The sequence below is a fragment of the Streptomyces sp. NPDC090499 genome, assembly GCF_044769305.1.
GTDB lineage: Bacteria > Actinomycetota > Actinomycetes > Streptomycetales > Streptomycetaceae > Streptomyces.
Window position 1 is genome coordinate 54729 of the sequence record NZ_JBIVXP010000006.1, and the last position, 25157, is coordinate 79885.

The following is a 25157-nucleotide window of genomic DNA, read 5'->3' on the forward strand; positions in this document are numbered from 1 at the left end:
ACGGAAGGACTGATCGTATGAACGCGGACGCGGCCGGGGACTGGAAGCGCTGGCACGAACACCGTGAGGAGACGGTGTCGGCGCCGTACGGGCCGCTCGCGCTGGTCGGCAGTCACTGGATCGAGGACCATCCGGACGGCCGGCTCCCCGCGGTCCCCGGAATCTGGGCGGCCGCCGGGGACGGCGTCGTGCTCACCGCGACGGCGGCCGACGGCCTGGCCCTGGACGGCGAGCCCTTCGCCGGCGAGGTCCGGCTCGCCGCCGACCCCGAACCCTCGGCCCGGGTCACGCTCGGCGAGCGCCGGCTGGTCGTCCTGGTCCGCGAGGGCATATGGGGCGTACGGGAGTACGACCCGGCCGCCGGGTCCCGCCGCGCCTTCCGGGGCATCGACGCCACCCCGTACGACCCGCGCTGGTCGGTGCCGGGACGCTTCACGCCGTACGCCGGGGACCCGCGCACCGTCCGCGTCGGCACCGCGGACGGAGTGGAGCGCGGGCTCGTGCTCGCCGGGGAACTCGGCTTCACCCTGGCGGGGCGGGAGCGGACGCTCCAGGTCGCCGAGCAGCCCGACGGCCGGCTGTGGGCGGTGTTCGCGGACACCTCCGGCGGAGCCGGCAGCTTCCGGTTCAGGTTCCTCTATTCGGCCGCCCCGGCCGCCGACGGCTCCACCCTCGTCGACTTCAACCGGGCGCAGCTGCCGCAGTGTGCCTTCGCGGACCACTTCATCTGCCCGTTCCCGCCGCCGGGCAACACGCTGGACCTCGCCGTCGAGGCGGGGGAGCGGAAGCTCGCCTGAGGCATCCGACGGATATTCGACGGATATTCGACGGATCCGGGCAGGGCGTCAACTCGCCCGGACCGCGACGAGATCACACAAAGTCGGCATCGTTCGAACACGGTCGCACGGCCGAAAGGCACCCTTGCGGGTACCGGTCGTTCGCCCGAATACTCCCCCACAGCGCTTGTCAGGGGCATTGCGTGTCCGAGAACCGGGCGCCACCCACTGGCTGCGCCTCACGGGCCCCGACCCCACGCGGGCCCCCGACTTCCCCTGGGAGGGAACGAAAAGTGAGGATCAAGCGCACGACCCCCCGCAGCGGTATCGCGAGACGGACCCGGCTGATCGCCGTGGGCACCGGTTTCCTGGCCGCGGCGGCGCTCGCCGTCCCCACCGCGAGCGCGAGTGACGTTCACGCCTTCAGCGCCACCGAGCTGAAGGCCGCGAACAGCTCCGTCCTGAAGGCGAACGTCCCCGGCACCGCCTGGGCCGTCGACAGCAAGACCGGCCGTGTCGTCGTCACCGTCGACTCCACGGTCTCCAACGCCGAGATCGCCAAGATCAAGCGGCAGGCGGGCGTCAACTCCGGCGCGCTCACCATCAAGCACACCCCCGGCACCTTCAAGAAGCTGATCACCGGCGGCGACGCCATCTACGGCGGCGCCTACCGCTGCTCGCTCGGCTTCAACGTGCACAGCGGGAGCACGTACTACTTCCTGACCGCCGGGCACTGCGGTGAGGTGGCCTCGACCTGGTACAGCAACTCCGGCCACACCACGGTCCTGGGCACGAACGTCGGCTACAGCTTCCCGACGAACGACTTCGCGCTGGTCCGCTACACCAACACCTCGATCGCGCACCCGAGCGCGGTCGGCAGCCAGACCATCTCCAGCGCGGCCACGCCCAGCGTCGGGACGACGGTGTACCGCCGCGGTTCGACCACCGGCACCCACAGCGGCCGGGTCACCGCGCTCAACGCCACCGTCAACTACGGCAGCGGTGACATCGTCTACGGCATGATCCAGACCACGGTCTGCGCCGAGGGCGGCGACAGCGGCGGCCCGCTCTACGGCGGTTCCGTCGCCTACGGTCTGACCTCCGGCGGCAGCGGCGACTGCACCTCCGGCGGTACGACCTTCTTCCAGCCGGTCACCGAGGCGCTGAGCTACTACGGCGTGAGCGTCGGCTGACGATCCTCCCGGATCGGTTCTCCCGGTGGGCCCCCGTACGCAACCGGCGTGCGGGGGCTCCCTTTTGACGGGGTGCCGGAGTTACCGTCGAAGGACCATTGGAGTCACCCCCTGGGGGCCGGCATGGTCGAGGCGTTGGTGGCGGCCGGAGCCGCTCTCGTGTCCGTCGGAGCGGTCTACGCGCTGGCCGCGGCACGGGTCGTCAGACAGTACGAACGGGGTGTGGTGTTCCGCCTCGGCCGGCTGCGACCGCAGGTGCGCGAGCCCGGGTTCACCATGATCGTCCCGTTCGTGGACCGGCTCCAGAAGGTCAACATGCAGATCGTCACGATGCCGGTGCCCGCACAGGAGGGCATCACCCGGGACAACGTGACCGTACGCGTGGACGCCGTCGTCTACTTCAAGGTGACCGCGCCCGCCGAGGCGGTCGTCCGGGTCGAGGACTACAAGTTCGCGGTCTCGCAGATGGCGCAGACCTCGCTGCGGTCCATCATCGGCAAGAGCGAGCTGGACGACCTGCTGTCCAACCGGGAGAAGCTCAACCAGGGCCTGGAGCTGATGATCGACAGCCCGGCCGTCGAGTGGGGCGTCACCATCGACCGCGTCGACATCAAGGACGTCTCGCTGCCCGAGACCATGAAGCGGTCCATGGCCCGGCAGGCCGAGGCCGACCGGGAGCGCCGGGCCCGCGTCATCAACGCCGACGCCGAACTGCAGGCCTCCAAGAAGCTCGCGGAGGCGGCGAAGGAGATGTCGGAGCAGCCCGCCGCGCTCCAGCTGCGGCTGCTGCAGACGGTGGTGGCGGTCGCCGCCGAGAAGAACTCGACGCTGGTGCTGCCGTTCCCGGTGGAGCTGCTCAGGTTCCTGGAGCGGGCGCAGCAGCAACTGCCCCCGGCGGCCGGGGCCGGTGGCGCCGACGGGGCGGCGGGAGCCGGTGGTGCCGACGGGGCGGCGGGGGCGAGTTCCGGCCAGGGGTAGCCGGGAGGCGGCCGGGGCGGACGCCACTGTCGGCGTTCGACTGCTCGCCCGACGTGTTTGCAGAGCGAATTCTCCTGCGGTGCTCGGCGACTGTGAAGGGTCCGCACACGGGGGGCGCACAACATCCGCGCACGCGAGACCTGAAGTCGACCTTGTGTGCTCCCTGTGGGTCTCGGAATAGTAGGCGGCCGTCAACCAGCCTTCCGGTCCTCGGGGTCCCCACCACCTTGCGGGCCGACCCCCCACAGGAGGACATGAGTTGAAGCACCGACGCATACCCGGGCGCCGGGCGGCGCTCGCCGGCGCGGGTGTCGCCGCGCTCGTCGCCGCCGGAGTGACCTTCCAGAGTGCGAACGCGAGCGAGCCGGCCAAGGCCGCCGCACCGCAGATCCTGTCCGCTCCGGCGGCCGGAAAGCTCGCCTCGACGCTCGCCGCCGACCTCGGCACCGACGCGGCGGGCACCTACTACGACGCCGGGTCGAAGAACCTCGTCGTCAACGTGCTCGACGACGCCGCCGCGAAGGCCGTCGAGGCGGCCGGGGCCAAGGCGAGACTCGTCGCCAACTCCCTCGCCGAACTCGACGGCGCCCGCACCACCCTGAAGCAGGACGCGACCATCCCCGGCACCTCGTGGGCGACCGACCCGGTCGGCAACAAGGTGGTCGTCACCGCCGACAGGACGGTCACCGGGGCCGACCTCGCCAAGCTCACCAAGGTCGTCGACGGACTCGGCCGGAAGGTCGAACTCCGGCACTCGAAGGGGGAGTTCAAGCCCTTCATCGCCGGCGGCGACGCGATCAGCGGGTCGGGCGGGCGCTGCTCGCTCGGCTTCAACGTGGTCAAGGACGGCCAGCCGTACTTCCTGACCGCAGGGCACTGCACCCAGGCCATCTCCACCTGGTCGGACTCCTCGGGCGACGTGATCGGCCAGAACGCCCAGTCCAGCTTCCCGGGCAACGACTTCGGGCTGGTCAAGTACACCTCCGACGTGGACCACCCGAGCGAGGTCGACCTCTACAACGGCTCCGCCCAGCAGATCACCGGAGCGGCCGAGGCCACCGTCGGCATGAAGGTGGCCCGCAGCGGCTCCACCACCCAGGTCCACGACGGCACGGTCACCGGCCTCAACGCCACCGTGAACTACTCCGAGGGCACGGTGAGCGGACTCATCCAGACCGACGTGTGCGCCGAGCCCGGCGACAGCGGCGGTTCCCTCTTCTCGGGCAGCAGCGCGATCGGCCTGACCTCCGGCGGCAGCGGCGACTGCACCTCCGGCGGCGAGACGTTCTTCCAGCCGGTGACGGAGGCACTGTCGGCGACCGGGGCCCGGATCGGCTGACCGCCACCGGTATCCGGATCGGCTGACCGCCCTCGTACCGGGGGTGGGCCGACGGCCGGCAGAAGGGGGCGGACGGTCGTCATCTGAGGTGGGCGTGGAGAGCCATCAGCAGCTGTGCCGATGCCCGGGGGTCGGTCACGGAGAGCCCGGTGAGCTCCTCGATCCGGCGCAGGCGGTAGCGGACCGTGTTGCGGTGGCAGAAGAGCGAACGGGCGGCCGCCGCGGTCGACCCGCCCGCCGCGAACCACCTGTCCAGCGTGGTCAGCAGGGTGTCGCGCTCGATCTCCGGAAGGGTCAGCACGCCGTGCAGGAGGTCCTCGGTCACCTCGATCGCGGTGTCGGGCGCGCTGGCGACCAGCGTGGCCAACGGGTCTTCTCCGTACCGGGCGACTCCGGTCTCGGCGGAGGCAACCGTGCCGAGGGCGATCAGGGTCGGGCGGCGGGCGGCGGGCGGCGGGCGGCGGGCGGCGGGCGGCGGGCGGCGGGCGGCGGGCGGCGGGGGGGCGTCGACGACGTCCCGGAAACAGCGGCTGACCCCGATGCGCCGCCCTGACGTGTGACGCAGGATCCCCTGGAGACGGGCGGCGCGTTGCCCCACCCCCAGCTCCGCCAGGCAGACGGACACCGGCTGGTCCAGCCGCCACACCAGCCGGGCCGTCCGCGGGTGGCCGACGACGGTCCCGGGGGACAGCGGCGACCGGCCGTGTTCGACGACGGCGATCCGGAAGCGGCCGTGGCGCGGGGAGCCCCAGGTGCTGGGCCGCCGTCGCCTGCCGGCCCACGTCGGGCAGGCCCAGCAGGATGTCGAGGAGTTCGTTGCGCTCCTCTGTGAGCCGCGGACCCGGGCGGCCAGAGAGGCGAAGTACCCGGTGCGCAGTTCGTCGGACAGGACGCTGAGCGTGGACCAGAAGCGGGTCGCCTCCGCCGGCAGCGCGCCGGTGCCCGCGGCGTCCTCGGCAGGGATCCGGCCGGTGAGTTCCTCCCAGACGTACTGGACGCCGATGCGGACCGCGTTGAGCAGGGCGGTCAGAGGACTCCCTGGGTGTCACGCGCCCTCGGCCGTGCCCGTGCCGTGCTCTGCCGCCGCGGCCGTGCCGGTCAGCAGCAGCGCCACCAGTCGCTCCAGCCGGGGTGCGAACTCCAGGGGGGAGTGCGCGAAGGCGGGGTCCTGTGCGTAGATGCGCGCGAGGGTCTCCGGCGGGTTCGCGGTCTGCCACAGCGCCGCGGCCACCGCCGTCACGCCGGCGATCACGTCGATCGCCTGGCTCCGGGACACCGACGGCATGGCCGATGTCAGCGTGTGCGCGATGCGGTCGACGGCGGCCAGGGCCGAGACCTTGAAGGCGCGGACCTCCTGTTCGGACACGCCGCGCTCCAGGTTGAGCTGCGCGTGGGCGAGCAGGTCGCAGAAGAGCGGCCGGTTTCCGAGCGTGCCGGCGAGCACGGCGGCGACCTCCTGGGGGTCCGTCGGCTCCGGCAGGGCCTCCTCGACGGCGGTCGCCCAGTCCTGCCAGGCGTCCGCGGTCAGCAGGAGGAAGACCGCCTCGCGCGACTCGAAGTAGCGCAGTACCGCCGACTTGTGCACGCCGGCTTCGCCGGCCAGGCCGGTGAGGGTGACCGCCCGCACGCCGTCGCGCCGCCCGAGGGCGGCGGCGGCGTCCAGAATGTCCTGCCTGCGCTGCTCTTTCTGCTCCGGTCTGCGTGCGCGCTGGAACGAAGTGGTCATGCCCAGAGATTATCGCAACACCGTTGCATTGTTAGTGCAACCATGTTGCGTTGTTAGTGCACCTGTGTTTCACTAAATCGGGCAACCACTACCGCTCCCGAAGCAAGGGAAGATCATGAGCGAGCACATCCACCCGGCAGGCCGTTACGAGTACACGAAGCTGCTGATCGGAGGGGACTGGGCCGAACCGGCCTCCGATCGGGTCTTCGAGATCCGCTCCCCGCACGACGGCCGCGTCGCCGGACATACCCCGGAAGCCGTGCAGGAGGACGTGGACCGGGCCGTGGCCGCGGCGCGCCGGGCGTTCGACGAGGGGCCCTGGCCCCGCATGACCCCGGGCGAGCGGGCCGAGGTGATCGCTCGCTTCGCGCGCCTCCACCGGGCGGAGGCCCAGGAGCTGGCCGCGCTGACCACCGCGGAGAACGGCTCTGCCATCTGGTTCACGACCATGCTGCAGAACCTTGTCAACGACCGGACCGACGACTTCCTGCGCCTGGCCGCCGACCACCCCTGGGAGGAGGAGCTCGTCGACGCCTCCGGCCTGCGGACGCTGGTGCGCCGGGAGCCGGTCGGGGTCGTGGCCGCGGTCATCCCCTGGAACGCCCCGCAGCAGTCGGCGCAGGTCAAGCTGATGCCCGCGCTGCTGGCCGGCAATGCCGTCATCCTCAAGCCGTCTCCCGAGACCGCCCTCGACGGAGTCCGGTTCGGTGAACTCCTCGTCGAGGCCGGGCTGCCCGAAGGGGTGATCAGCGTGCTCCCCGCCGACCGTGAGGTCAGCGAGTACCTGGTCGGCCATCCCGGCGTCGACAAGGTCGCCTTCACCGGTTCCACCGTCGCGGGCCGCAAGATCGCTTCCTTGGCCACGGGGCAGCTGAAGCGGGTCAGCCTGGAGCTCGGCGGCAAGTCCGCGGCGATCGTCCTGGAGGACGCGGACCTGGACCGGGTGGTCGAGGGGATCCGGTACGGCAGCTTCTCGAACAACGGCGAGGCCTGCGTGGCCCTCACCCGGGTCCTCGCGCCGCACAGCCGGTACGAGGAGGTCGTGACCGCGCTCGGCAAGCTGGCCGAGAGCCTGAAGGTCGGCGACCCCTCGGACCCGCAGACCTTCATCGGGCCGATGGTCCGCGAGGGGCAGCGTGACCGGGTGCAGACCTACATCCAGGCCGGTATCGACGAGGGCGCCCGCGTCGTGGCCGGCGGTCCGGGCGCGCCGGAGGGACTGGAGGCCGGGTACTACGTGCGGCCCACGGTCTTCGCCGACGTCGACAACTCGATGCGCATCGCGCAGGAGGAGATCTTCGGGCCCGTGATCGTGGTGATCCCGTTCGAGGACGAGGCGGACGCCGTCCGGATCGCCAACGACTCTCCCTACGGCCTGAGCGGCGCGGTCTTCACCGCCGACCCCGAGCGCGGCATCGACGTCGCCCGTGCGGTGCGTACCGGTGTGTTCTCCGTGAACGGCGCGTCGCGCCACTGGGACGCACCGTTCGGCGGCTTCAAGAACAGCGGCTTCGGCCGTGAGTTCGGGCGGTACGGGCTCGACGAGTACACCGAGCTCAAGGCGATCGGCACCGGACTCACGGTGTGAGCGGCCGGTGAGCCCCGCGCATCCGAAAAGGCTGTTCGGGCGAGATCGGCCCGCCGACGGCATGGCGGCGTGACCCGGCCGAACGCGGCCGGCCGGACCCGGCCCTACGCCGCGCCGATGGGCAAGGTGCTGTTGACCGACACCAACCTCGACATCGCGACCTACGTCCTGGAGATGCTCGCCGTCCGGGGCGTTCTGGACGAGGAGGACCGGCGCGGTCGACGGCGGGCGCCGAGGCCGGACGCTCCGCCGGTGACGATCGCGGCGGTGTTGTCGGTGCGCATCAGTTCTCCAGGTTCCGCACCCTGAGGGTGCCGCGGTCGTGCTTCTTCAGCGCTCGGCTGATGATCAGGCGCTGGATCTGGTTGGTGCCTTCGAAGATCTGCATGACCTTGGCCTCGCGCATGTAGCGCTCCACCGGGAAGTCACGGGTGTAGCCGTACCCGCCCAGCACCTGCACCGCGTCGGTGGTGACCCGCATGGCGTTGTCGGTGGCCACCAGCTTGGCGACGGACGCCTCGCTGCCGAACGGCAGACCCTGGTCCTTGAGCCGGGCCGCCGCGTGGGTGGTGGCGCGTGCGGACTGCACCGCCGCGGCCATGTCCGCGAGGACGAAGGCCAGGCCCTGGTGGTCGATGATGGCCCGGCCGAACGTCTCGCGTTCCTGCGCGTAGTTCACGGCGTGGTCCAGTGCGCCCTGCGCCAGGCCGACCGCCACCGACGCGATACCGAGCCGTCCGCAGTCCAGCGAGGCCAGCGCGATCGCGAGCCCCTGGCCCTCTGCGCCGAGCCGGCGACGGGCCGGGATGCGCACGTCCTCCAGGCGCACGGTGGCGGTGGCCGAACCGGTCAGGCCCATCTTCCGCTCGGGAGGATCGGCGGTCACGCCGGGGGTGTCGGCCGGGACGAGGAAGCACGAGATGCCGTGCGCGCCGTCGTCGGACGTGCGCGCCATGACCGTGTAGAAGTCCGCGTGCCCGGCGTGCGTGGTCCAGGCCTTGGCACCGTTGAGCACGTAGTGGTCGCCGTCGCGCACCGCCCGGGTGCGCATCGCCCCGGGGTCGGAGCCGGCGTGTGCCTCGGACAGGCAGTAGGCGCCGAGCAGGTCGCCGCCGAGCAGTCGGGGGAGCCATTCCTGCTTCTGCTCCGGGGTGCCGAAGGCGGCGAGGCCGTAGCAGGACAGCACGTGGACCGAGACACCGACCGCGACGCTGGACCACACGGCCGCGATCTCTTCGAGGACCTGGAGGTAGATCTCGTACGGCTGGCCACCGCCGCCGTGTTCCTCCGGGTAGGGCAGGCTCAGCAGGCCGGCGCGGCCGAGGGTGCGGAAGACCTCGCGGGGGAACCGTTCCTCGGCCTCCGCCTCGCCGACGCGCGGCGCCAGTTCCTTCTCGGCCAGTTCGCGGGTGAGTCCGATCAGGTCGGCGGCTTCTTCGGTGGGGAGGGTTCGGGTAGCGGGCATGGCGGTCCCCCGGGGCGCGGCTGGGAATTATTGATACGGAAAGCGGTACTACCGTATCGCCTGGGGTACGGTAATGCCATGCTTCCCAGGGCCGGATCCGCCGGTCCCCTCGCGGGACCGCGCGTTCTCGAGCTCGCCGGGCTCGGGCCCGCCCCGCACGCGGCCATGGTGCTGGCCGATCTCGGAGCTGACGTGGTGCGTGTCGAACGGCTCGCGCGCCGCGCCCTCCGACTCGGCCCGCCGGGCGCGACCGACGTCGTGCTGCGGGCCGCTGGTCGGTCTTCGCGGATCTCGGGCGACCCTAGGGGCGGGCACTCGTACTGGCCCTGGCCGCCCGCGCCGACGTCCTCATCGAGGGGCTGCGTCCGGACGTCGCGGAACGGCTCGGTGTCGGCCCCGACGACTGCGCGCTGCCCCGCGCCGACGTCCTCATCGAGGGGCTGCGTCCGGACGTCGCGGAACGGCTCGGTGTCGGCCCCGACGACTGCGCGCTGAACCCCGGCCCCCTCTACGCCCGGATCACCAAGTGGGGTCAGGACGGACCGCTCGCCCAGACTCCCGGGCACGACCTCAACCACATCGGTCTCACCGGCGTACTGCACGCGATCGACCGCGACGGCGGCACGCCGTCCCCACCGCTCAACTTGGTCGGAGACTTCGGGGGCGGGTCCATGCTCCTGGTCGTCGGCGTGCTCGCCGCCCTCTGGGAGCGGTCACGTTCCGGGACCGGACAGGTCGTCGACGCCGCGATGGTCGACGGGGTCGCCCTGCCGGCCCGGATGACGCTCGCGCTGCGCGGCACGGGCGCCGCACTCCCAGCCGTCTCCCGTCGGCCCCGGCGGTGCCTGGCGCGGACACCGAGGAGGTGCTGTGCGACTGGGGCATGCAGTCGTGACCGGCCCCGGTCAGGGCGAGACCGCGTGGACGATGAGCGAGGCCAGCTCCGCGTACGCCTCGGAGTCGGTCAGTCCGGTACGGGTGGAGACCTCGCCCCGCTGGATCTCCAGCATGGTGGCGGCCACGACCTCGCCCACGAACGCGGCGTGGACGTCGCGGAAGGCTCCGGCGGCGACGCCCTCCGTGATCAGCTGCCTGAGCCGGCCCGCGGCGATGCGCGTGTTGGCCTCGTACACCTCGCGGGCGGGCTCGAAAGCGGCCATGTCGTCGAGGAACTGCCGGGACAGCGGCTTGAGCTCCTCGGCGACCGCGTTCAGATAGACCACCACCCGGTCCGAGGGCTCCGAGACGATCGCCACCTGCTTCTCGACGGACGAGGTGGCCTCGCGGAAGTAGTGCTTGACCGCCTCCCGTACCAATTCCTGCCTGCTGTCGGCCAGTTGGTACAGCGTCGTCTTCGAGCAGCGCAGCCGCTCGGTCAGCTCGTCCAGGGTGAAGGAGGCGAAGCCCTCGGCCGTCAGCAGTGCGACCAGCCGTTCCAGCAGATCGGTCTGGCGCGCGGTGCGACGGGAGGAAGGCATGGAGCCAGCGTAGTGGCTTCCCCTCGCGGGGGGTGTGACCATCGTCGGCGCAGCTGAGCAGGCCAGTGCCTCATAGGTAGCGCAGATGGATTTCGACGCCCGAGGCCGACCGGGGTACCTCGGCCGTGGCTGGGTGACTCCGTCAGCGGGCCCGCACCGGGGGCCGTCACCAGGTGGCACCTGATCACTGACGGAACCAGGGTGGCCGCCGCCCCCGGCCCGGCTCAATGTGCACAGGACGCACGCTCCGGTCCGCGCCTTGTGCAGGAGGCTCACCGCTCACGAAGCCCCGGGGCGCCGGCCGGGTCGGCGCCGGTGGGGAGAGAGCGGTTGCCGGAGCGTCTGGGTCATGCGACGTGGGGCCGTGCTCCGGCCGGGCGTATCACTGCGGGACCGAACCGATCCCGGGCGCGATCGGCGGCGGCCTCGATACGGCGGGCCTTCTCGTCGGCGGGATCGAACAGCATCTGCCGGGAAGCGAGTTCGGCGGGGACCAGGTCCTCCGCCCGCAGGGAGAGGCTGCGGACGCGGGCGCGCTGGAGGGCGAGCCGGTCGTGGAGCTCGTAGGCGAGCGCTGTCAGGGAGCGGGTGTGGGCGGTGGCTTCGTGCAGCTTGCGAGTACGGGACGTCGTCGAGCGGTCCGCGTAGCGGACGGTGAGGGTGAGAGCGCCGGCCACCTGGGCCTCGGCGCGCAATCGCAGGCCGAGGCGGTCGGTGAGGTCCAGCAGGGCGGCGCGCTGCCGCTCTCGGGCCAACTCGTCGTGGGTGAAGCTGTGTTCGATGCTCATCGAGCGGGGCGGGGCGGAGGGGACCACCGGTGTCGGATCGAGGCCGCGGGCCGCGTCGTGAAGGCGGCGTCCCGCGGTGGCGCCCAGGATGCGCTGCAGTGTGCCGAGCGGCGCGGCGGCGATCCTGCCGACGCTGTCCAGGCCGTACGAGGACAGGGTGCGGGCGGTCGCGGGTCCCACGCCCTGCAGGGCGGCGGCGGGCTTGTGTGCGAGAAAGGCGGTGACCGTGCCGATGTCGTCCGGCAGGGTGCGTACCGCCGAGCGCGGACCGTCGGCCGCGACCATGCGCGCGAGCAGCGGATTGGCGGCGACACCGACGGTCGAGCGGAGGCCGTACAGGCCTCCGGTGCGGGCCCGGATGCGCTCGGCCAGTGCTGTGGCGTCCGTGCCGAAGTACCGCAGGCTGCCGGAGACGTCGGCCAGCGCCGCATCCGGTGGCAGCGCCTGCACCACGGGGGTGTACTCGGCCAGCAGGGCGAGAAGGCGACTGTAGAGCTGCTCGTCCCGCAGGTCGTGGAAGTGGATGTACAAGATGCTCATCCTGCGCTCCCCGGGCTCTGGTGCCACAGCTTGCGGCCCTGCTTGACGGACTCGCCGGGCGGCTGCAGATCCGCCCACGGATGCAGCGCATAACCGGTCTCCAGCCGGATGCTGCGGCTGTCGGTGGCTCTGCCCGGTGGCGGGGTGGTTCCGGTGAGCCGTTCCGTCACCGCCGGCAGACCGCTCGCGCGGCGCAACTCGGCCAGTTCGGCAAGGTCCCAGGCGGCGGAGCCGGTCACCGACAGCGCCTTGCCGTTGCCCCCGCCGCGGCGCTGCACCACCCCCCGCACGAGCAGCAGCCAGGAGTGGAAGACGGTGTGCGCGCAGGCGTCGTGGCTGTCTTCGAAGAACGCGCAGTCCACCAGCCCCGACGTGTCGTCGAGCGTGGTGAAGATGACGCGCTTGCCCGAACGGACCGGCGGGGTCTGAACGGCTCCCTTCGCGCCGGCGACGAGTACCACCTGTCCGTGGGGCAGATCCTTCAGCCGCGTCGCGGAAACCGCGCCGAGCTCCTCCAGCAGTTCCCGGTGATCGCTCATGAGATGCCGGGAGGTGTCCATCCCGAGCACTCCGAGCTCGGCCCCGAGCCGTTCGGCGTCGTCCAGGTCGGGCAGGTGGGCAGGGGCGACCGCACTCGGGGCCGCGTCGGTCTCGCCCAGCGCGAGCTGCCCCTGCGGAGAGCGGCGCCGGCTGCCGTACAGCTCGGCGACGTGCAGCAGCAGGTCGCGGCGATTGCGGCCGAAGGTGTCCAACGCGCCGACCTGGGCGAGGCGTTCGGCCACCGGCCGGGACGGCCGGGCCCGGGAGACGAAGTCCTGGAGCGAGGCGTACGGGCGCCCTGCGACGATCCGTTCCGCCTCGTCCTCGCTCATTCCGCGCACGTCGCACAGGGCGAGCCGAAGCCCGTGAACGCCCCGACCGTCCCATTCATCAGACACCAGTTCGATTTTGTAGGCGGCGTTCGATGCATTCACGTCCAACGGCAGGATCGGCACTCCCCAGCGTCGCGCGTCCGCCAGCAGCAGCCGCTTCGGGTACATCCCGGGGTCGTGCGTGAGCAGCCCGGCGTAGAAGGCGGCCGGGTGATGCGCCTTCAGCCAGGCCGACTGGTACGAGGGGACGGCGAAGGCGACCGCGTGCGCCTTGCAGAAGCCGTACGCTCCGAACGCCTCGACGATCTCCCAGGTCCGCTCGACGACCTCCTCCTCGTATCCCCGCCCGCGAGCCTCCTGCGCGAACCACGCCCGTACGCGCCCGACCTGGTCGGGGTTCGACAGCGCCCGCCGCGTGTAGTCGCCGAAGGCCAGAGTGCAGCCGGTCATGACCGACAGGATCTGGATGATCTGTTCGTGGAAGACCACGACGCCGTATGTCTCCCGCAGCGCGGGCTCCAGGTGGGGGTGCGGACAGCGTGGTGCCTGGCGTCCGTGCCTGGCTTCTATGAACGGATCGACCATGTTGGCCGCAACAGGTCCCGGCCGGAACAGCGAGATGTCGACGACGAGGTCGTGGAAGGTCTCGGGCTGCAACCGGGCGATGAGGTCGCGCTGGCCGGGCGACTCGGTCTGGAAGCAGCCCAGGGTCTGCGAGGACTTGATCAGCTGGAACGTCTTCGGGTCGTCCGGTGGTACCTGCGCGGCGTCGTCCAGGTCGATACGGTGCCCGGTGGTCCGCTCGACCTCGGCGACGGCATGCGCCATGGCGGACTGCATCCGCACTCCGAGTACATCGAGCTTGAGCAGCCCGAGGTCCTCCACGTCCTCCTTGTCGAACTGGGACATCGGGAAGCCCTCGCCGCTGGTCGGCACGACAGGTGTGCGGCGCAGCAGGGTCGCGTCGGAGAGCAGGACGCCGCACGGGTGCATGGCGATGCCACGGGGAAGCGCGTCCAGGGCCTCGACCAGGTCCCACATGTGCGGGCCGTACGCCTCCGGGTCGATGCCGCGCAGTTCCGGCAACTCCTGCAGAGCGGCACGGGCGTCCCGGGCCCGGATGTGAGGAAACGATTTTGCAAGCCGGTCCACCTCGGCAGGATCCAGGCCGAGGGCGAGTCCGACATCCCGTACGGCATGCCGCACCCGGTAGGTCTCCGGCATGGACACGGCGGCCACCCGCTCCGGTCCGAAGCGGTCGATGATCGCCCGGTAGACCTCCAGGCGGCGGGCGGACTCCACGTCGATGTCGATGTCCGGCAGTTCCGTACGCCGGTCGGACAGGAAGCGCTCCATGAGCAGACCGTGTTCGACGGGGTCGGCGGTGGCGATCCCGAGGAGATGGTTGACCAGGGAACCCGCGCCGGAGCCGCGGGCGGCGACCCGGATGCCGAGTCCGCGGGTGTCGGCGACGACCTGGGCGACGGTGAGGAAGTACGAGGCGTATCCCAGTTTCTCGATCAGGCGCAGCTCGTCCTCGAGCCGCTCCCAGCGACGGCGGTCACGGTCGTAGCGGTGCAGCAGCATGGCGGCGGTGCACTTCGAACGCAGCACCCGCTCGGGGGTGCGCCGCTGTGCGCCGACGAGTGCCGGCTCGGGGAAGTGCACACGGCCGAGCCCCAGGTCGTCCTCGGGGTCGACGCGACAGGCGGCGGCGGTCTCCTCGGTGACCTCCAGCAGCCGGCGGGCGGTGTTCGCACGGTATCCGGCGGCCTCGGCCACCTGTTCGGCCATACGCGCCATGTCCGCGGCGGGCTTGAGCCACCTCTCACCGCAGTCGTGCGTGCCGCGCGGATCGATGGGCACCAGACGGCGTGCGGAGTCCAGGACGTCCGCCACCTGCCCCTGGCCGGGGTCGGCGTAGCGGACCGCGTTGCTCAGGACCGGGGTGAGCCGCTGGTCGACGGCGAAACCGAGGGCACGGGCCGCGAGCCGCAGCGAGCCGGGGCCGGTACCGCTGAGGCCGTGACAGACGACCTCGATGCGCAGCGCCGCGTCCCCGTACCGCTCCCGCCAGGGTGCGAGCAGTCGGGCGGCGCGGTCCGGCCGCCCGGCCGCCAGGGCACGACCGACATCCGAGCCGGGGCCGAGCAGTACCGTGACATGCTCCCCGCCGGCGGCTCCCCAGGGCAGCAGAGGACGCCTGCCTCCTTCCGTATCGGCATGCGCGGCACTCACCAGTCGGCAGAGGTCGGCCCAGCCGGGAGCTCCGTCGCGCGCCAGGAAGACCACGCGTTGCGCGGACTCGTCCACGAACGCGCCGCCACGAGCCGGTGTACGCCGCCGCTCCGTACGGCCCGTCGCTTCGAAAGGCGCCGCCACGGCGAGATTCACCCCGAACAAGGGCCGGATGCCGGTTCGACCTGCGGCCTTGGCGAAGCGGACGGCACCGCTGAGGGTGTCCCGGTCGGTCAGGGCGACCGCGTCCATCCCACGCTCGGCGGCCCGCTCGGCGAGCTGCTCGGGATGCGAGGCGCCGTACCGCAGGGAGAACCCGGAGACGGCGTGCAGATGCGTAAATCCGCGCACCTGGACCACCTCGCCACTGACTGCCCCCTGCCTCCGCATCGCCACTCCGGTCTCTCCGGGGCGGCGACACCACAATAGACCTCATCGAACATTCATGCGATTCGAGAGAGGGTGTCGCCTCGCTCGGACGGCTGGGCGGGCGGTTGCACCTCGGTGTGGCCGGCCCGGTTCCCGTACGGCTGTGACGGGCGGACGTGTGGCGGAGAGCGGCGGGCTGCCCGGACGGGCGGCACCGTGACGGCGTGGCCTTCCGCCTCGGCGAGGGGGTTGCTGCTCGGGCGACGGCCGACCGCGGCGCGGGGTCTTCGGGTCCGGCTCCTGTGCCCGGCGGTCGGGAGGGCGGGGCGGCCTGCCCTCGGCGGCCTGTGCACAGGGGGCGCGGGTCGGCGTGTCCTGCTCTGCCGTGTACGGGTTCTGCGCGACTGCGGGGCGGTGAGGCCGTCGGTTCCGGTGGGTCAGTTGGCCCACGGCGGCACGATCCTGCTGCCGTCGGCCAGTTCGGCCTCCAGGCCGACGGAGGTGGTGACCCAGGTGAGCGCGGTGTGGCCGGTCGGGTTCTCGACGGTGAGGGTGGCGCCGGGGTTGACGATGACGGTGTCGCCGGCCCGGACGCGGTCGGTGTGGCCGTCGAGCGTGATCAGGAGCTCGCCGACGAGCAGGTGGAGGATCTCCTCCCGGTTGACGGTGTGGGCGGGCGCCCTGGTCCCGGCCGGTATCTCCCCCCGCCAGGCGCACAGTTCCTTGCTGCCGCTGCGGGGAGTGGCGTACGAGACGAAGCGGGCGCCGTGGATCTCGTGGGTGGTGGCCTCGGCGGAGCGGACGACGGGCATGGGTGCCTCCCGGAGAAGTGGTCAAGTTGCTTGACTATATGGTCAAGCAACTTGACCGATACGTCAAGGGTGTTTCAATGCCTCCGTGCAGAACTCCGAGGCCATGGCCCTGTCCGCAGCCCTGCTCGCCGCAGCCGGTGAGCTGACCCGGCGTATCAATGACGGGGTCGTCGCCCGCGGCTTCGAGGGGATGAGGCCTGCCCACGGCTTCGCCTTCGCGCGGCTGGCCCCGGGTGGGGCCACCGTCACCGAACTCGCCGTGCACCTCGGGGTGACCAAGCAGGCGGCGAGTCAACTTGTCGATGAGATCGTGCGCAGGGGGTATGCCGAGCGCCGGCCGCACCCCGGGGACGCGCGGGCGCGGCTGGTCGTGCTGACCGAGCGGGGGTGGGCGTGCACGCGGGCCGCGGAGGAGGCGGCCGCGGAGGTCGTGCGGGACTGGGGCGAGGTGCTGGGGGAGAGGGAAGTGCGCGTGTTGCGGGAGTGTTTGGCCCGTATCGCGCCCTATGGTCCCCTCAGGCCCAGCTGGTGACATCCCGTCAGGCGAGTGGCGTGCGACCGGTTACTCGGAAGTTTTACCGACGCGTAACTTCACGCTTGCACTACTCGTCCGTAACTTGATGAGTGAACAGCATCCTTCGTGATCCGGATCACAGGGCGTAAGGCCGTCGTACCTCCCTTGAGCCGCAAGGAGATCACCCGATGCTGCCCTGGAAACGAGTGCTCAGACCCCTCACCGCGCTGCTCCTCGCCGCCGCCGTCGCCACCGTTCCCGCCGCCACCGCCCACGCCTCCAGTGCCCCCACCACCGGCTGGAACGACTACTCCTGCCGTCCCTCCGCCGCCCACCCCCGCCCGGTGATCCTGGTCCACGGCACCCTCGGCAACTCCGTCGACAACTGGCTCTCCCTCGCCCCGTACCTGGAGGACCGCGGCTACTGCGTCTTCTCCCTCGACTACGGCCAGCTGTCCGGCGTCCCCGTCTTCTACGGCCTCGGCCCCATCGACAAGTCGGCAGAGCAGCTCTCCGCCTTCGTAGACAAAGTGCTCGCCGCGACCGGCGCCGCCAAGGCCGACCTCGTCGGCCACTCCCAGGGCGGCATGATGCCCCGCTACTACCTGAGGTTCCTCGGCGGCGCCGCCAAGGTGAACGCCCTCGTCGGCCTTGCCCCCGACAACCACGGCGCCACCCTCAGCGGCCTCACCAACCTGCTGCCGTACTTCCCCGGCGCCTCGGACCTGATCAAGGCCACCACCCCCGGCCTCGCCGACCAGATCCCCGGCTCCGCCTTCCTCACCAAGCTCAACGCGGGCGGCGACACCGTCCCCGGTGTGCACTACACGGTCATCTCCACCAAGTACGACGAGGTGGCCACGCCCTGGCAGAGCCAGTTCCTGAGCGGCTCCGACGTCCACAACGTCCTGCTCCAGGACCTCTGTTCGCTCGACCTCTCCGAGCACGTGGCGATCGGGCTCTTCGACCGGATCGCCTTCCACGAGGTGGCCAACGCGCTCGACCCGGCCCACGCCACCGCCACCAGCTGTGCGTCGGCGTTCAGCTGAGCCGCTGCCCAACTGAACGCCGCCGGGGCCTGTCCGGCCTGAGCCGCCGGTCAGGCCCCGGAACCATGAGGGGGTCAGCGCCGGGGCGCCCGCCGCCGTACCGACAGGAAGAGCGCGCTGGAGCCCAGGGCCGGGGCGGCCGCCCCGCCGATAGCCATGCCGGGCGAGGCGGCGACGGCGGCCTGACGGCGTGTTGCGAGCATGCGGAGACTCCTCGGAACGGTCCTCGGGCGGGCTCGGTCCCGCCGGGCGGATCCCGTGGGGGGCGATCAGAAAGCTAGCCCCAAGGAACCGTGGAATCGCCTGCTGGGAGCGGGCGACGGAGATCCTTATGGTCGCCTTAAGGGAGTGTTCGGACTGCGCTGAGGTAGCTAGCGTTCACGCCATGACGAACGACGAGATCCGGCCCGCCCGGCCCGCCGACGTACCGGCCGTGAAGGCCGTGACCGACATGGCGTACCGCCACTACATCGCACGGATCGGTGTGGTGCCGCAGCCCATGGAGGCGGACCACATGGCGAATGTGGCCGCGGGCCGGGTGTTCGTGGTCGGGGAGCCGGTGACCGGGCTCGTCGTCATCGAGGCCCACGACGACCACCTGTTCCTCGACAGCATCGCCGTCCACCCCGACGCGCGCGGCACGGGGGTGGGGCGGCGGCTGCTGGAGTTCGTGGAGGCACGCGCGCGTGCGCTCGGCCTGCCCGAGATCAGGCTCTGTACGAATGCGTTGATGTGGGAGAACCGGAGGATCTACCCGAAGTACGGGTACGAGGTCGTCGAGCGGCGGATGGACGGGCCCTACGACCGCGTCCACTACCGCAAGCGGCTGGACTGAAGGGGCGCGGCGGGGCACACGGTCAGCCGTCCGGCCACCAGGTGCGTGCGATGTCCTTCCGCACCTCCGGGCGTCCGGCGGGGCGCTCGTCGGCCTCCTCGCGGATCCGGCGGCTGTCCGTCCTCTTCAGGGGCTTCTGCACAGTAGTGCGGCGCATGGCTGCCTCCTTCAGCGCCTACCGAGTTCCGTGATGTCACGGAGATAGACGCTTTTGGTGAGAGTTCCTCATCGTTGCCGGTCTGTCAGTGGTCGCTGTCACACGGGTCGAGTGTCAGTGGTGGGTGTCACGCTGGGGGCATGAGGAATGAAAGTGATCGGACGGTTGCGGTGGGTGTCGACTGGGATGCCGAGGCGGCCCGGTTCGACGAGGAGCCGGATCACGGCCTCCGCACGCCCGAGGTCCGCACGGCCTGGGCGGCACGGCTGCGGGCCTGGCTGCCCGAACGCCCCGCCGACCTCCTCGACCTCGGCTGCGGCACCGGCAGCCTGGCCCTCCTCGCCGCCGAGCAGGGCCACCGCGTCACCGGGATCGACGGCTCCCCGGCGATGGTGGAGCGGGCCCGCGCCAAGCTGGCCGGCCGTGACGCGGTGTTCCTGCTCGGCGACGCGGCGGCACCGCCGGTGGGCGAGCTGCTCTTCGACGTCGTTCTCGTACGGCATGTGCTGTGGGCGCTGCCCGACCCCGCGCGCGTACTGCGGCACTGGCGGGGTCTGCTGCGGCCCGGGGGACGGTTCGTGCTGGTGGAGGGGGTGTGGGGGACCGTGACCCCGGTCGGCATACCCGCCGGCCGGCTCACCGCCCTCCTCGCACCGCTCGCCGCGGACGTGCGCGTGGAGCCGCTGTCCGCGGTGGCGGCACTGTGGGGCAGAGAGGTGGACGACGAGCGGTACGCGGTGGTGGCGACGGTGTGAGGGAGCTTCACGGCAGCAGGGACAGCAGGGCGGCGAAATCCGGCTTCCGGGCCAGGGCCTCCAGCGTGTCGAGCGCGGCCACGGCCGCCGCCGCGGCCTCCGGGTCCCGCTCCGCAAGACCGCTCCCGGCGAACTCGTCCTCGTCCAGGCGGCGTACGTCCGTGCCGTCGGCGGAGCGCCACAGGTCCAGGTCGAGGTCCTCGACGACCAGCCGGCCGCCGCCGAGCGTCGCGGGACGGGTGACGTCGCAGTACCAGCCCTTCAGCGTGCCGTCGGCCGCGCGGACCTCCTTCACCGCGTACCAGCGGTCCCGCCAGTAGAACTCGGTGAAGACGTCGCCCTGTTCGAAGCGGACGAAGCCGAAGTCGCGGGGCGTGTCACCGGCCCAGGGGGCGCGTACGGCGATCCGGACGCCGTCGTCGTGCAGCAGCCCGGCGGGGTAACGGATCTTCGTGCGGCCCGCCTTGACCAGCACGACGTCCACCGTGCCGGCCGGCTCAGCCGAGTTCGCGGACATACCTGACCTCCGTCGCGCAGATGCCGTACCCGAACCACTTGTTGATCGCGAGCATCGGGCCGTTGCCGCTGTCGTTGCCCGTGAACGCCTGGGTGAAGCCGGCGGCACGGGCGCGGTGCAGTGAGTCGTTCTTTGCGAGCTTGGCCAGCCCCCGGCCGCGGAAGGCGCGGGCGGTGCCGGTCATGACGGTGCCGTACCGGGTGCCGCCGTCGGTGCGGGCCGCGCTGAAGGCGGCGGGGCGGCCGTCGACCAGGACCACCGAGGTCAGCTCGCGGCTGAACAGCGGGTGCCGCCAGGTGCCGTCCAGCCAGGCCCGGTAGTCGGCGAACTCCGTGTCGATGTCGCTCGGTTCGTCCCGCGTCGTCTCCGCGTCGAGGGCGAAGAGCGGGCGCGGGTCGTCGGCGAAGTCGGCGCCGGTGCGCAGCTCCACGCCGGGCGGGGGAGTCCGCAGCGGGGGGAGCGCGCCGTGCGCGAGGTCGAGCTGGAGGAAGTGGGCGGAGCGGCTCGCGGTGTAGCCGCGGCGCTCGGCGAAGGCGCGGTTGGACGGGGCGTCCAGGACCCAGGCGTAGGAGGTGCTCGCGCCGACGGCCGACAGGTGCGCCTCCGCCGTACGGGCCAGCAGGGTGCCGGCGCCCCGGCCGGTGCGCTCCGGATGCACGTAGACGTTGGCGAAGCCCTGGCCCGGCTCCGTGCTCTCGTGGGCGAGGCCGACCTGGGCGGTGCCGACGACCTCGCCGTCCTCCTCCGCGACCAGCTGGCGGAAGTGGGCGTCGGGGTGGGTGTGCGTGAGGTCGTGGACCAGCGACTCCGGGGTGAACAGCATGAAGGGGAGGGCGAGCCGCCGGACCCGGGCGAAGCCCTCGGCGTCGGACCGGACGTCGGGGCGCAGGTCACGCACGATCACTGTCATGGGGCGCACGCTATGCGGGACGTGTGCGGGATGCCTCTCATTTTCCGGCGGTTGCGGGAGAATCGGGCCGTGACCTTGAAGATCCACATTGATGACAGCGCGCCGCCGTACGAACAGGTACGGGCGCAGATCTCCGAGCAGGCGCGGGGCGGGGTGCTGCCGGTGGGGTACCGGCTGCCGACGGTCAGGGGGCTGGCCGAGTCGCTGGGCCTGGCGGTGAACACGGTGGCCAAGGCGTACCGGGCCCTGGAGACCGACGGGGTGATCGAGACGCGGGGGCGCAACGGCACGTTCGTCGCCGCGGCGGGCTCGGCCGCGGAGCGCGAGGCGTCGCTGGCCGCCCAGGCCTACGCAGAGCGGGCGCGGCGGCTGGGACTGGCCGAGGAGGAGGCGCTGACCGCGGTGCGGGACGCGGTGCGGGCGGCGTACGGGGAGGGCTGAGGCCGAGGGCGGCTGGGCACCGCCGGATTCCGCCGTCGTGGCTGATCGCCGTTGCGACGGGAGGAAAGAGCCGACGGTGTCCGGCTACGTCGGTGGTGTCTGGGGGTGTTCGGGCAGGTCGGTGGTGTCTGGGGGTGTTCGGGCAGGTCGGTGGTGTCCGGCGGTGTTCGGCCACGTCGGCGGTGTCCGGGGGTGTCCAGCCACGTCGGCGGTGTCCGGCCACGTCGGCGGTGTCCGGGCGGTGTCCGGCGGTGGCGGACCTGCTCGGCTCGCGGCCCGAGGCGTGGCGTCAGCCGCTCGTGCTCGGCTCCGGCGTCCTCGTCACCGTCAGTCCCGCCCGCCGCGCCGTCCTTCCGAACGCCACCGCGTCCCGCACCGCCGCCCCGCCCGGGTCGTTGTTGAAGTACGCGTAGACGTCGGCCTTCTCGGAGTACGCCGTGGCGATGCGGTCGACCCATGTCTCCAGGGAGCGGCGGCCGTAGCGGGGCCAGGGGGTGGCCCGGCCCTCGTGGAAGCGGACGTAGGCCCAGTCGGCGGTGCGCCAGAGCGGGGTCATCGGGTGGGCCTGGACGTCGGCCCAGCACAGGGCCGCGCCCCGGGACTCCAGGACCTCGCGGGTCCCCCGCGTCCACCAGGAGTCGTGGCGGGGTTCCACCGCCACCCTCGTACCGCGCGGGAAGCACGACAGACAGGCGTCCAGCAGCGGCGGGTCCGCCTTGAGCGTCGGCGGGAGCTGGAGGAGGACCGGGCCCAGCCGGTCGCCGAGGCCCGCCGCGTGGGTCATCAGACGGTCGACCGGCTCCTCCGGCTCCCTGAGGCGCTTGATGTGCGTGAGATAGCGGCTCGCCTTCACCGCGACCACGAAGTCCGGCGGGACCCGGTCCCGCCAGGACGCGAAGTTCTCGCGGGTCGGGAGCCGGTAGAACGCGTTGTTCAGCTCGACCGTCGTGAAGTGCGTCGCGTACTCCTCCAGCCAGGCGCGCACGGGCACGTCGGCCGGGTACAGGACGTTCCGCCAGTCCTTGTACTGCCAGCCCGAGGTTCCGACGAACAGGGCCACACCCTCATCAAAGCACTACAGGTACAGCCCCGCGTCCGCGCCCTCCCGCGCCCCCGGCACCGACGTCGGCGCCGTGCCCCGGCGCAGCGCGTACAACTCCGCCAGGGTCGCCCCGTCCCGGCCCACCCCCTCCTCCGCACCGAGCCAGTTCACCGCCTCGCGGTGGGTCAGCGCGCCCACCTCGATCCGGGCCAGGCAGCGGCCGGGGCGGACCACGGCGGGGTGCAGCCGCTCCAGGTCCTCGTTGGTGGTGACGCCGACCAGGACGTTGCGGCCCTGGCCGAGCAGGCCGTCCGTGAGGTTGAGCAGGCGGGACAGCGCCTGTCCGGCCGTGTGCTTGGCCTCGCCGCGGATCAGTTCGTCGCAGTCCTCAAGGAGCAGCAGCCGCCAGCGGCCCTTGCCGGCGCCGTCCTCCTCGCCGATCGCGATGTCCATCAGGTAGCCGACGTCGGAGAAGAGCCGCTCCGGGTCGAGGACGCAGTCCACCTGGCACCAGTCCCGCCAGGACCGGGCGAGGGTGCGCAGCGCGGAGGTCTTGCCGGTGCCCGGCGGGCCGTGCAGCAGCAGGAGACGGCCCGCGATGTCCTCGGGCGTCGTCTTCATCAGGCGGTCCATCGCGTCCGCGACCGGCGCCGTGTAGTTGGCGCGGACCTCGTCCCAGGTGCCCGCCGAGATCTGCCGGGTGGTGCGGTGCGGGCCGCGGCGCGGGGAGACGTACCAGAACCCCATCGTCACGTTCTCCGGCTGCGGTTCCGGCTCGTCGGCCGCGCCGTCCGTCGCCTCGTTGAGGACCTGGGCGGCCAGTTCGGCGGTGGTGGCGGTGACGGTGACGTCGGCGCCCCGGTTCCAGCGGGAGACGAGCAGGGTCCAGCCCTCGCCCTCCGCGAGCGTCGCGCTGCGGTCGTCGTCGCGCGCCACCCGCAGCACCCGTGCCTCCTTCGGCAGCAGGGTCGCCCCGGACCGCACCCGGTCGATGTTGGCCGCGTGCGAGTACGGCTGCTCGCCCGTCGCGAAGCGGCCGAGGAACAGCGCGTCGACGACGTCGGACGGGGAGTCGGAGTCGTCGACGTTGAGCCGGATCGGCAGCGTCTCGTGCGGCTTGGCAGACATGCCGCCATGATCCGTCACCGGGGCCGGTGGCGCACCCGTTTTCCGAAGTGGGAGGGGAGTGTCGGGTGCGCACCGAGCTTCCGGAGTATCCCGCAGAGGTCGCGCACACGGCCCTCGAACGCCCGCGCCCCGCTGCCCGGCGGTCGATCCCCGATACCCGCCCCCGGGGCGGTTTCCGCCGTTAGAGTTGTCCTTGATGGGACGTCATGGGTGGAATTCGGGGGCTCGGCGGTGGCGGCTCACCGCCCTGCTCGGGGTGGGTGTGGCCGCGCTCGCCCTGATCGTGACACTGGTCAGCACACTTCCCGGGGGCGGCGCCGACACCGCGGGCACGACCCGCGACGGCGACAAGGTGCACGGCACCCCCGCCACCCCGCCGGACACCGCCGGGCCGTCGGTGGGCTGGGGCTTCACGCACACCCAGTACAGCGCCGACGAAGGCAGCACGACCGCCACCCAGCGGGTCGAGGACCGGCTGTCCCAGGACGCCGGGATGCCGCAGGACCAGGCCGTCATGGGCTGGGGCGCCGACAACCCCGAGCCGGTGAAGGGGCGTTACGACTTCGGCGCACTGGACCGGCGCGTCGACTTCATGCGCAGATCGGGCGCCACCCCGGTGATCACCCTGTGCTGCTCCCCGGACTGGATGAAGGGCGGCGAGGCCGGGGTGGACCACACCGACTGGAACCAGGCCGCCCTGGAGACCGCGCCCACCCCCGACCACTACCAGGACTACGCCGACCTCGCCGCGACCGTCGCCAGACGCTATCCGGACGTACGGCACTTCATCGTCTGGAACGAGTTCAAGGGCTTCTGGAACAACGCGAAGGGCCGCTGGGACTACGAGGGCTACACCGAGCTCTACAACCTCGTCTACAAGGCGCTGAAGGCCGTCGACAACGACATCATGGTCGGCGGGCCGTACCTCGTCATGGACAGCTTCGACCCGCGCCAGACCGAGAACGCCTCCACCACCCTCAAGGGCGACTGGGGGGTCATGGACCAGCGGGTCGTCGACGCCTTCGACTACTGGAACACCCACAAGGCCGGCGCCGACTTCGTGGTCGTCGACGGGTCCAGCTACACCAACGACGACGACCTGCTGCCGGACGAGTTCGCCGCCACCGAGAAGCTCACCTACGTCAGCGAGTGGGTGCGCAGGCAGACGCACGGGCTGCCGCTGTGGTGGGCCGAGTACTACGTCGAGCCCGCCGACGGCCAGGACCGACGCGACGGCTGGACCGAGGACCACCGGGTCGCCGTCCAGGCCACCGGCATGATCGCCCTGGTCAGGGGCGGCGCCGACTCCGGCTTCTACTGGAACCCGGAGGACGAGAAGGGCGGCGGCTGCGCCGGCTGCCTGTGGTCCACGACCGACAGCGGGGACGGCGGCCAGGCGCTGCCCATGTACGACCTGGTGTCGCGGTTCGGGAAGGCTTTCCCGCCGGGGACGAAGTACGAGACGGTCTCCGTCGCCAAGGACGACGTGCCCAACGTCCGCGTCCTCGCCAGTGACAGGACGGTCCTGGTGGTCAACACCCTCGGCCGGTCGATCAGTGCGCAGGTGGACGGGAAGCGGTTCGGGATGAAGGCCTACGAGGTGAAGTGGCTCACCAGGTGAACCGGGTGAGCCACTTCGGCCGGCCT

The 25157-nt window shown here is 71.8% G+C and carries 26 protein-coding genes and 1 pseudogene; 14 read left to right on the plus strand and 13 right to left on the minus strand.

Going from position 1 to position 25157, the window contains the following annotated elements; genetic code table 11:
• The first annotated feature begins 17 nt into the window (after positions 1–17).
• From ACIQVL_RS23010 to ACIQVL_RS23025, 4 genes are all read left to right on the plus strand, one after another.
• Positions 18–797, plus strand: a complete 780-nt coding sequence (locus tag ACIQVL_RS23010; RefSeq protein WP_403429158.1) for a DUF1684 domain-containing protein — start codon at positions 18–20, stop codon at positions 795–797.
• A 272-nt stretch (positions 798–1069) separates the two neighbouring features.
• The gene (locus ACIQVL_RS23015) at positions 1070–1969 is read left to right on the plus strand and encodes a S1 family peptidase (protein WP_403476242.1); all 900 of its coding nucleotides are present in this window, start codon (positions 1070–1072) and stop codon (positions 1967–1969) included.
• A 123-nt stretch (positions 1970–2092) separates the two neighbouring features.
• Positions 2093–2947: a slipin family protein gene (locus ACIQVL_RS23020; protein ID WP_403429161.1), complete on the plus strand. Its 855-nt coding sequence runs from the start codon at positions 2093–2095 to the stop codon at positions 2945–2947.
• A gap of 259 nt (positions 2948–3206) precedes the next feature.
• Positions 3207–4286: a S1 family peptidase gene (locus ACIQVL_RS23025; RefSeq protein WP_403476243.1), complete on the plus strand. Its 1080-nt coding sequence runs from the start codon at positions 3207–3209 to the stop codon at positions 4284–4286.
• 79 nt (positions 4287–4365) lie between these two features.
• On the opposite strand, the gene ACIQVL_RS23030 is transcribed toward ACIQVL_RS23025, so the two are convergent.
• Entirely contained in the window at positions 4366–4911 is a 546-nt protein-coding gene (locus ACIQVL_RS23030) for a helix-turn-helix domain-containing protein (RefSeq protein WP_403476244.1), read from the minus strand.
• 420 nt (positions 4912–5331) lie between these two features.
• The gene (locus ACIQVL_RS23035; protein ID WP_403429167.1) at positions 5332–6012 is read right to left on the minus strand and encodes a TetR family transcriptional regulator; all 681 of its coding nucleotides are present in this window, start codon (positions 6010–6012) and stop codon (positions 5332–5334) included.
• A 115-nt stretch (positions 6013–6127) separates the two neighbouring features.
• Between ACIQVL_RS23035 and ACIQVL_RS23040 the strand changes: the two genes are divergently transcribed.
• Positions 6128–7600, plus strand: coding sequence for an aldehyde dehydrogenase (locus ACIQVL_RS23040; protein WP_403429169.1), 1473 nt, complete (start codon positions 6128–6130; stop codon positions 7598–7600).
• 69 nt (positions 7601–7669) lie between these two features.
• Complete coding sequence (locus ACIQVL_RS23045) at positions 7670–7909, plus strand: hypothetical protein (protein ID WP_403429170.1); 240 nt, start codon at positions 7670–7672, stop codon at positions 7907–7909.
• Here the strand turns inward: ACIQVL_RS23045 and ACIQVL_RS23050 are convergent.
• Complete coding sequence (locus tag ACIQVL_RS23050; RefSeq protein WP_403429172.1) at positions 7884–9065, minus strand: acyl-CoA dehydrogenase family protein; 1182 nt, start codon at positions 9063–9065, stop codon at positions 7884–7886. The two genes, ACIQVL_RS23045 and ACIQVL_RS23050, sit on opposite strands and share 26 nt — an antisense overlap.
• A gap of 165 nt (positions 9066–9230) precedes the next feature.
• Between ACIQVL_RS23050 and ACIQVL_RS23055 the strand changes: the two genes are divergently transcribed.
• Together ACIQVL_RS23055 and ACIQVL_RS23060 are read left to right on the plus strand one after the other, a co-directional pair.
• Positions 9231–9560 carry a hypothetical protein gene (locus ACIQVL_RS23055; RefSeq protein ID WP_403476398.1) on the plus strand — a complete coding sequence of 110 codons (330 nt, stop codon included), beginning with the start codon at positions 9231–9233 and terminating at the stop codon, positions 9558–9560.
• Positions 9506–9778: pseudogene (locus ACIQVL_RS23060) on the plus strand (CoA transferase); the annotation flags it as partial. The gene ACIQVL_RS23055 and the pseudogene ACIQVL_RS23060, both read left to right, overlap by 55 nt.
• A gap of 192 nt (positions 9779–9970) precedes the next feature.
• On the opposite strand, the gene ACIQVL_RS23065 reads toward ACIQVL_RS23060, so the two are convergent.
• The 4 genes from ACIQVL_RS23065 to ACIQVL_RS23080 all read right to left on the minus strand — a co-directional run bounded on the left by ACIQVL_RS23065 (position 9971) and on the right by ACIQVL_RS23080 (position 16162).
• The gene (locus ACIQVL_RS23065) at positions 9971–10543 is read right to left on the minus strand and encodes a TetR/AcrR family transcriptional regulator (protein WP_403429174.1); all 573 of its coding nucleotides are present in this window, start codon (positions 10541–10543) and stop codon (positions 9971–9973) included.
• A gap of 347 nt (positions 10544–10890) precedes the next feature.
• Complete coding sequence (locus ACIQVL_RS23070; RefSeq protein ID WP_403429175.1) at positions 10891–11871, minus strand: DNA polymerase thumb domain-containing protein; 981 nt, start codon at positions 11869–11871, stop codon at positions 10891–10893.
• On the minus strand, positions 11868–15332 hold the full coding sequence (locus tag ACIQVL_RS23075) for a DNA polymerase III subunit alpha (RefSeq protein WP_403476245.1): 3465 nt from the start codon (positions 15330–15332) through the stop codon (positions 11868–11870). The genes ACIQVL_RS23070 and ACIQVL_RS23075 overlap by 4 nt, the downstream gene beginning before the upstream one ends.
• 455 nt (positions 15333–15787) lie before the next feature.
• Positions 15788–16162 (minus strand): cupin domain-containing protein, encoded by a 375-nt coding sequence (locus ACIQVL_RS23080; RefSeq protein WP_403476246.1) that lies wholly within the window; start codon positions 16160–16162, stop codon positions 15788–15790.
• A gap of 85 nt (positions 16163–16247) precedes the next feature.
• On the opposite strand from ACIQVL_RS23080, the gene ACIQVL_RS23085 reads away from it, so the two are divergent.
• Both ACIQVL_RS23085 and ACIQVL_RS23090 read left to right on the plus strand, forming a co-directional pair.
• Complete coding sequence (locus ACIQVL_RS23085) at positions 16248–16694, plus strand: MarR family winged helix-turn-helix transcriptional regulator (RefSeq protein ID WP_403429180.1); 447 nt, start codon at positions 16248–16250, stop codon at positions 16692–16694.
• Between the two features lie 170 nt (positions 16695–16864).
• Positions 16865–17725 carry an esterase/lipase family protein gene (locus ACIQVL_RS23090; RefSeq protein WP_403429181.1) on the plus strand — a complete coding sequence of 287 codons (861 nt, stop codon included), beginning with the start codon at positions 16865–16867 and terminating at the stop codon, positions 17723–17725.
• A gap of 74 nt (positions 17726–17799) precedes the next feature.
• Here the strand turns inward: ACIQVL_RS23090 and ACIQVL_RS23095 are convergent, their stop codons facing one another.
• Entirely contained in the window at positions 17800–17928 is a 129-nt protein-coding gene (locus ACIQVL_RS23095) for a hypothetical protein (RefSeq protein ID WP_403429183.1), read from the minus strand.
• A 182-nt stretch (positions 17929–18110) separates the two neighbouring features.
• On the opposite strand from ACIQVL_RS23095, the gene ACIQVL_RS23100 reads away from it, so the two are divergent.
• On the plus strand, positions 18111–18560 hold the full coding sequence (locus ACIQVL_RS23100) for a GNAT family N-acetyltransferase (protein WP_403429184.1): 450 nt from the start codon (positions 18111–18113) through the stop codon (positions 18558–18560).
• Between the two features lie 22 nt (positions 18561–18582).
• Here the strand turns inward: ACIQVL_RS23100 and ACIQVL_RS23105 are convergent, their stop codons facing one another.
• The gene (locus ACIQVL_RS23105) at positions 18583–18717 is read right to left on the minus strand and encodes a hypothetical protein (RefSeq protein ID WP_089102986.1); all 135 of its coding nucleotides are present in this window, start codon (positions 18715–18717) and stop codon (positions 18583–18585) included.
• Between the two features lie 140 nt (positions 18718–18857).
• Here ACIQVL_RS23105 and ACIQVL_RS23110 point away from each other — a divergent pair, with 140 nt between their 5' ends.
• Complete coding sequence (locus ACIQVL_RS23110) at positions 18858–19472, plus strand: class I SAM-dependent methyltransferase (protein ID WP_403476247.1); 615 nt, start codon at positions 18858–18860, stop codon at positions 19470–19472.
• 7 nt (positions 19473–19479) lie between these two features.
• Here the strand turns inward: ACIQVL_RS23110 and ACIQVL_RS23115 are convergent, their stop codons facing one another.
• Entirely contained in the window at positions 19480–19989 is a 510-nt protein-coding gene (locus tag ACIQVL_RS23115; protein WP_403429188.1) for a DUF402 domain-containing protein, read from the minus strand.
• Entirely contained in the window at positions 19970–20899 is a 930-nt protein-coding gene (locus tag ACIQVL_RS23120) for a GNAT family N-acetyltransferase (protein WP_403429189.1), read from the minus strand. Before ACIQVL_RS23120 ends, ACIQVL_RS23115 begins: the two co-directional genes overlap by 20 nt.
• A gap of 69 nt (positions 20900–20968) precedes the next feature.
• Here ACIQVL_RS23120 and ACIQVL_RS23125 point away from each other — a divergent pair, with 69 nt between their 5' ends.
• Positions 20969–21340 (plus strand): GntR family transcriptional regulator, encoded by a 372-nt coding sequence (locus tag ACIQVL_RS23125; protein ID WP_403429190.1) that lies wholly within the window; start codon positions 20969–20971, stop codon positions 21338–21340.
• A 289-nt stretch (positions 21341–21629) separates the two neighbouring features.
• On the opposite strand, the gene ACIQVL_RS23130 is transcribed toward ACIQVL_RS23125, so the two are convergent.
• Positions 21630–22400, minus strand: a complete 771-nt coding sequence (locus ACIQVL_RS23130; protein WP_403429192.1) for a DUF72 domain-containing protein — start codon at positions 22398–22400, stop codon at positions 21630–21632.
• Between the two features lie 15 nt (positions 22401–22415).
• Positions 22416–23510: a DUF5925 domain-containing protein gene (locus tag ACIQVL_RS23135; protein ID WP_403429193.1), complete on the minus strand. Its 1095-nt coding sequence runs from the start codon at positions 23508–23510 to the stop codon at positions 22416–22418.
• A 196-nt stretch (positions 23511–23706) separates the two neighbouring features.
• Between ACIQVL_RS23135 and ACIQVL_RS23140 the strand changes: the two genes are divergently transcribed.
• Complete coding sequence (locus ACIQVL_RS23140) at positions 23707–25131, plus strand: xylan 1,4-beta-xylosidase (RefSeq protein ID WP_403476248.1); 1425 nt, start codon at positions 23707–23709, stop codon at positions 25129–25131.
• Positions 25132–25157 lie beyond the last annotated feature (26 nt).

What these genes read in the sequence shown, in the direction of transcription:
- ACIQVL_RS23040 (WP_403429169.1), top strand. Translation starts at nt 6,128, where the DNA reads ATGAGCGAGCACATCCACCCGGCAGGCCGTTACGAGTACACGAAGCTG.
- ACIQVL_RS23095 (WP_403429183.1), bottom strand. Translation starts at nt 17,928, where the DNA reads ATGCTCGCAACACGCCGTCAGGCCGCCGTCGCCGCCTCGCCCGGCATG.
- ACIQVL_RS23105 (WP_089102986.1), bottom strand. Translation starts at nt 18,717, where the DNA reads ATGCGCCGCACTACTGTGCAGAAGCCCCTGAAGAGGACGGACAGCCGC.
- ACIQVL_RS23070 (WP_403429175.1), bottom strand. Translation starts at nt 11,871, where the DNA reads ATGAGCATCTTGTACATCCACTTCCACGACCTGCGGGACGAGCAGCTC.
- ACIQVL_RS23080 (WP_403476246.1), bottom strand. Translation starts at nt 16,162, where the DNA reads ATGCCCGTCGTCCGCTCCGCCGAGGCCACCACCCACGAGATCCACGGC.
- ACIQVL_RS23050 (WP_403429172.1), bottom strand. Translation starts at nt 9,065, where the DNA reads ATGCCCGCTACCCGAACCCTCCCCACCGAAGAAGCCGCCGACCTGATC.
- ACIQVL_RS23110 (WP_403476247.1), top strand. Translation starts at nt 18,858, where the DNA reads ATGAGGAATGAAAGTGATCGGACGGTTGCGGTGGGTGTCGACTGGGAT.
- ACIQVL_RS23120 (WP_403429189.1), bottom strand. Translation starts at nt 20,899, where the DNA reads ATGACAGTGATCGTGCGTGACCTGCGCCCCGACGTCCGGTCCGACGCC.
- ACIQVL_RS23020 (WP_403429161.1), top strand. Translation starts at nt 2,093, where the DNA reads ATGGTCGAGGCGTTGGTGGCGGCCGGAGCCGCTCTCGTGTCCGTCGGA.
- ACIQVL_RS23135 (WP_403429193.1), bottom strand. Translation starts at nt 23,510, where the DNA reads ATGTCTGCCAAGCCGCACGAGACGCTGCCGATCCGGCTCAACGTCGAC.
- ACIQVL_RS23035 (WP_403429167.1), bottom strand. Translation starts at nt 6,012, where the DNA reads ATGACCACTTCGTTCCAGCGCGCACGCAGACCGGAGCAGAAAGAGCAG.
- ACIQVL_RS23010 (WP_403429158.1), top strand. Translation starts at nt 18, where the DNA reads ATGAACGCGGACGCGGCCGGGGACTGGAAGCGCTGGCACGAACACCGT.
- ACIQVL_RS23100 (WP_403429184.1), top strand. Translation starts at nt 18,111, where the DNA reads ATGACGAACGACGAGATCCGGCCCGCCCGGCCCGCCGACGTACCGGCC.
- ACIQVL_RS23115 (WP_403429188.1), bottom strand. Translation starts at nt 19,989, where the DNA reads ATGTCCGCGAACTCGGCTGAGCCGGCCGGCACGGTGGACGTCGTGCTG.
- ACIQVL_RS23065 (WP_403429174.1), bottom strand. Translation starts at nt 10,543, where the DNA reads ATGCCTTCCTCCCGTCGCACCGCGCGCCAGACCGATCTGCTGGAACGG.
- ACIQVL_RS23055 (WP_403476398.1), top strand. Translation starts at nt 9,231, where the DNA reads ATGGTGCTGGCCGATCTCGGAGCTGACGTGGTGCGTGTCGAACGGCTC.
- ACIQVL_RS23090 (WP_403429181.1), top strand. Translation starts at nt 16,865, where the DNA reads ATGCTGCCCTGGAAACGAGTGCTCAGACCCCTCACCGCGCTGCTCCTC.
- ACIQVL_RS23140 (WP_403476248.1), top strand. Translation starts at nt 23,707, where the DNA reads ATGGGACGTCATGGGTGGAATTCGGGGGCTCGGCGGTGGCGGCTCACC.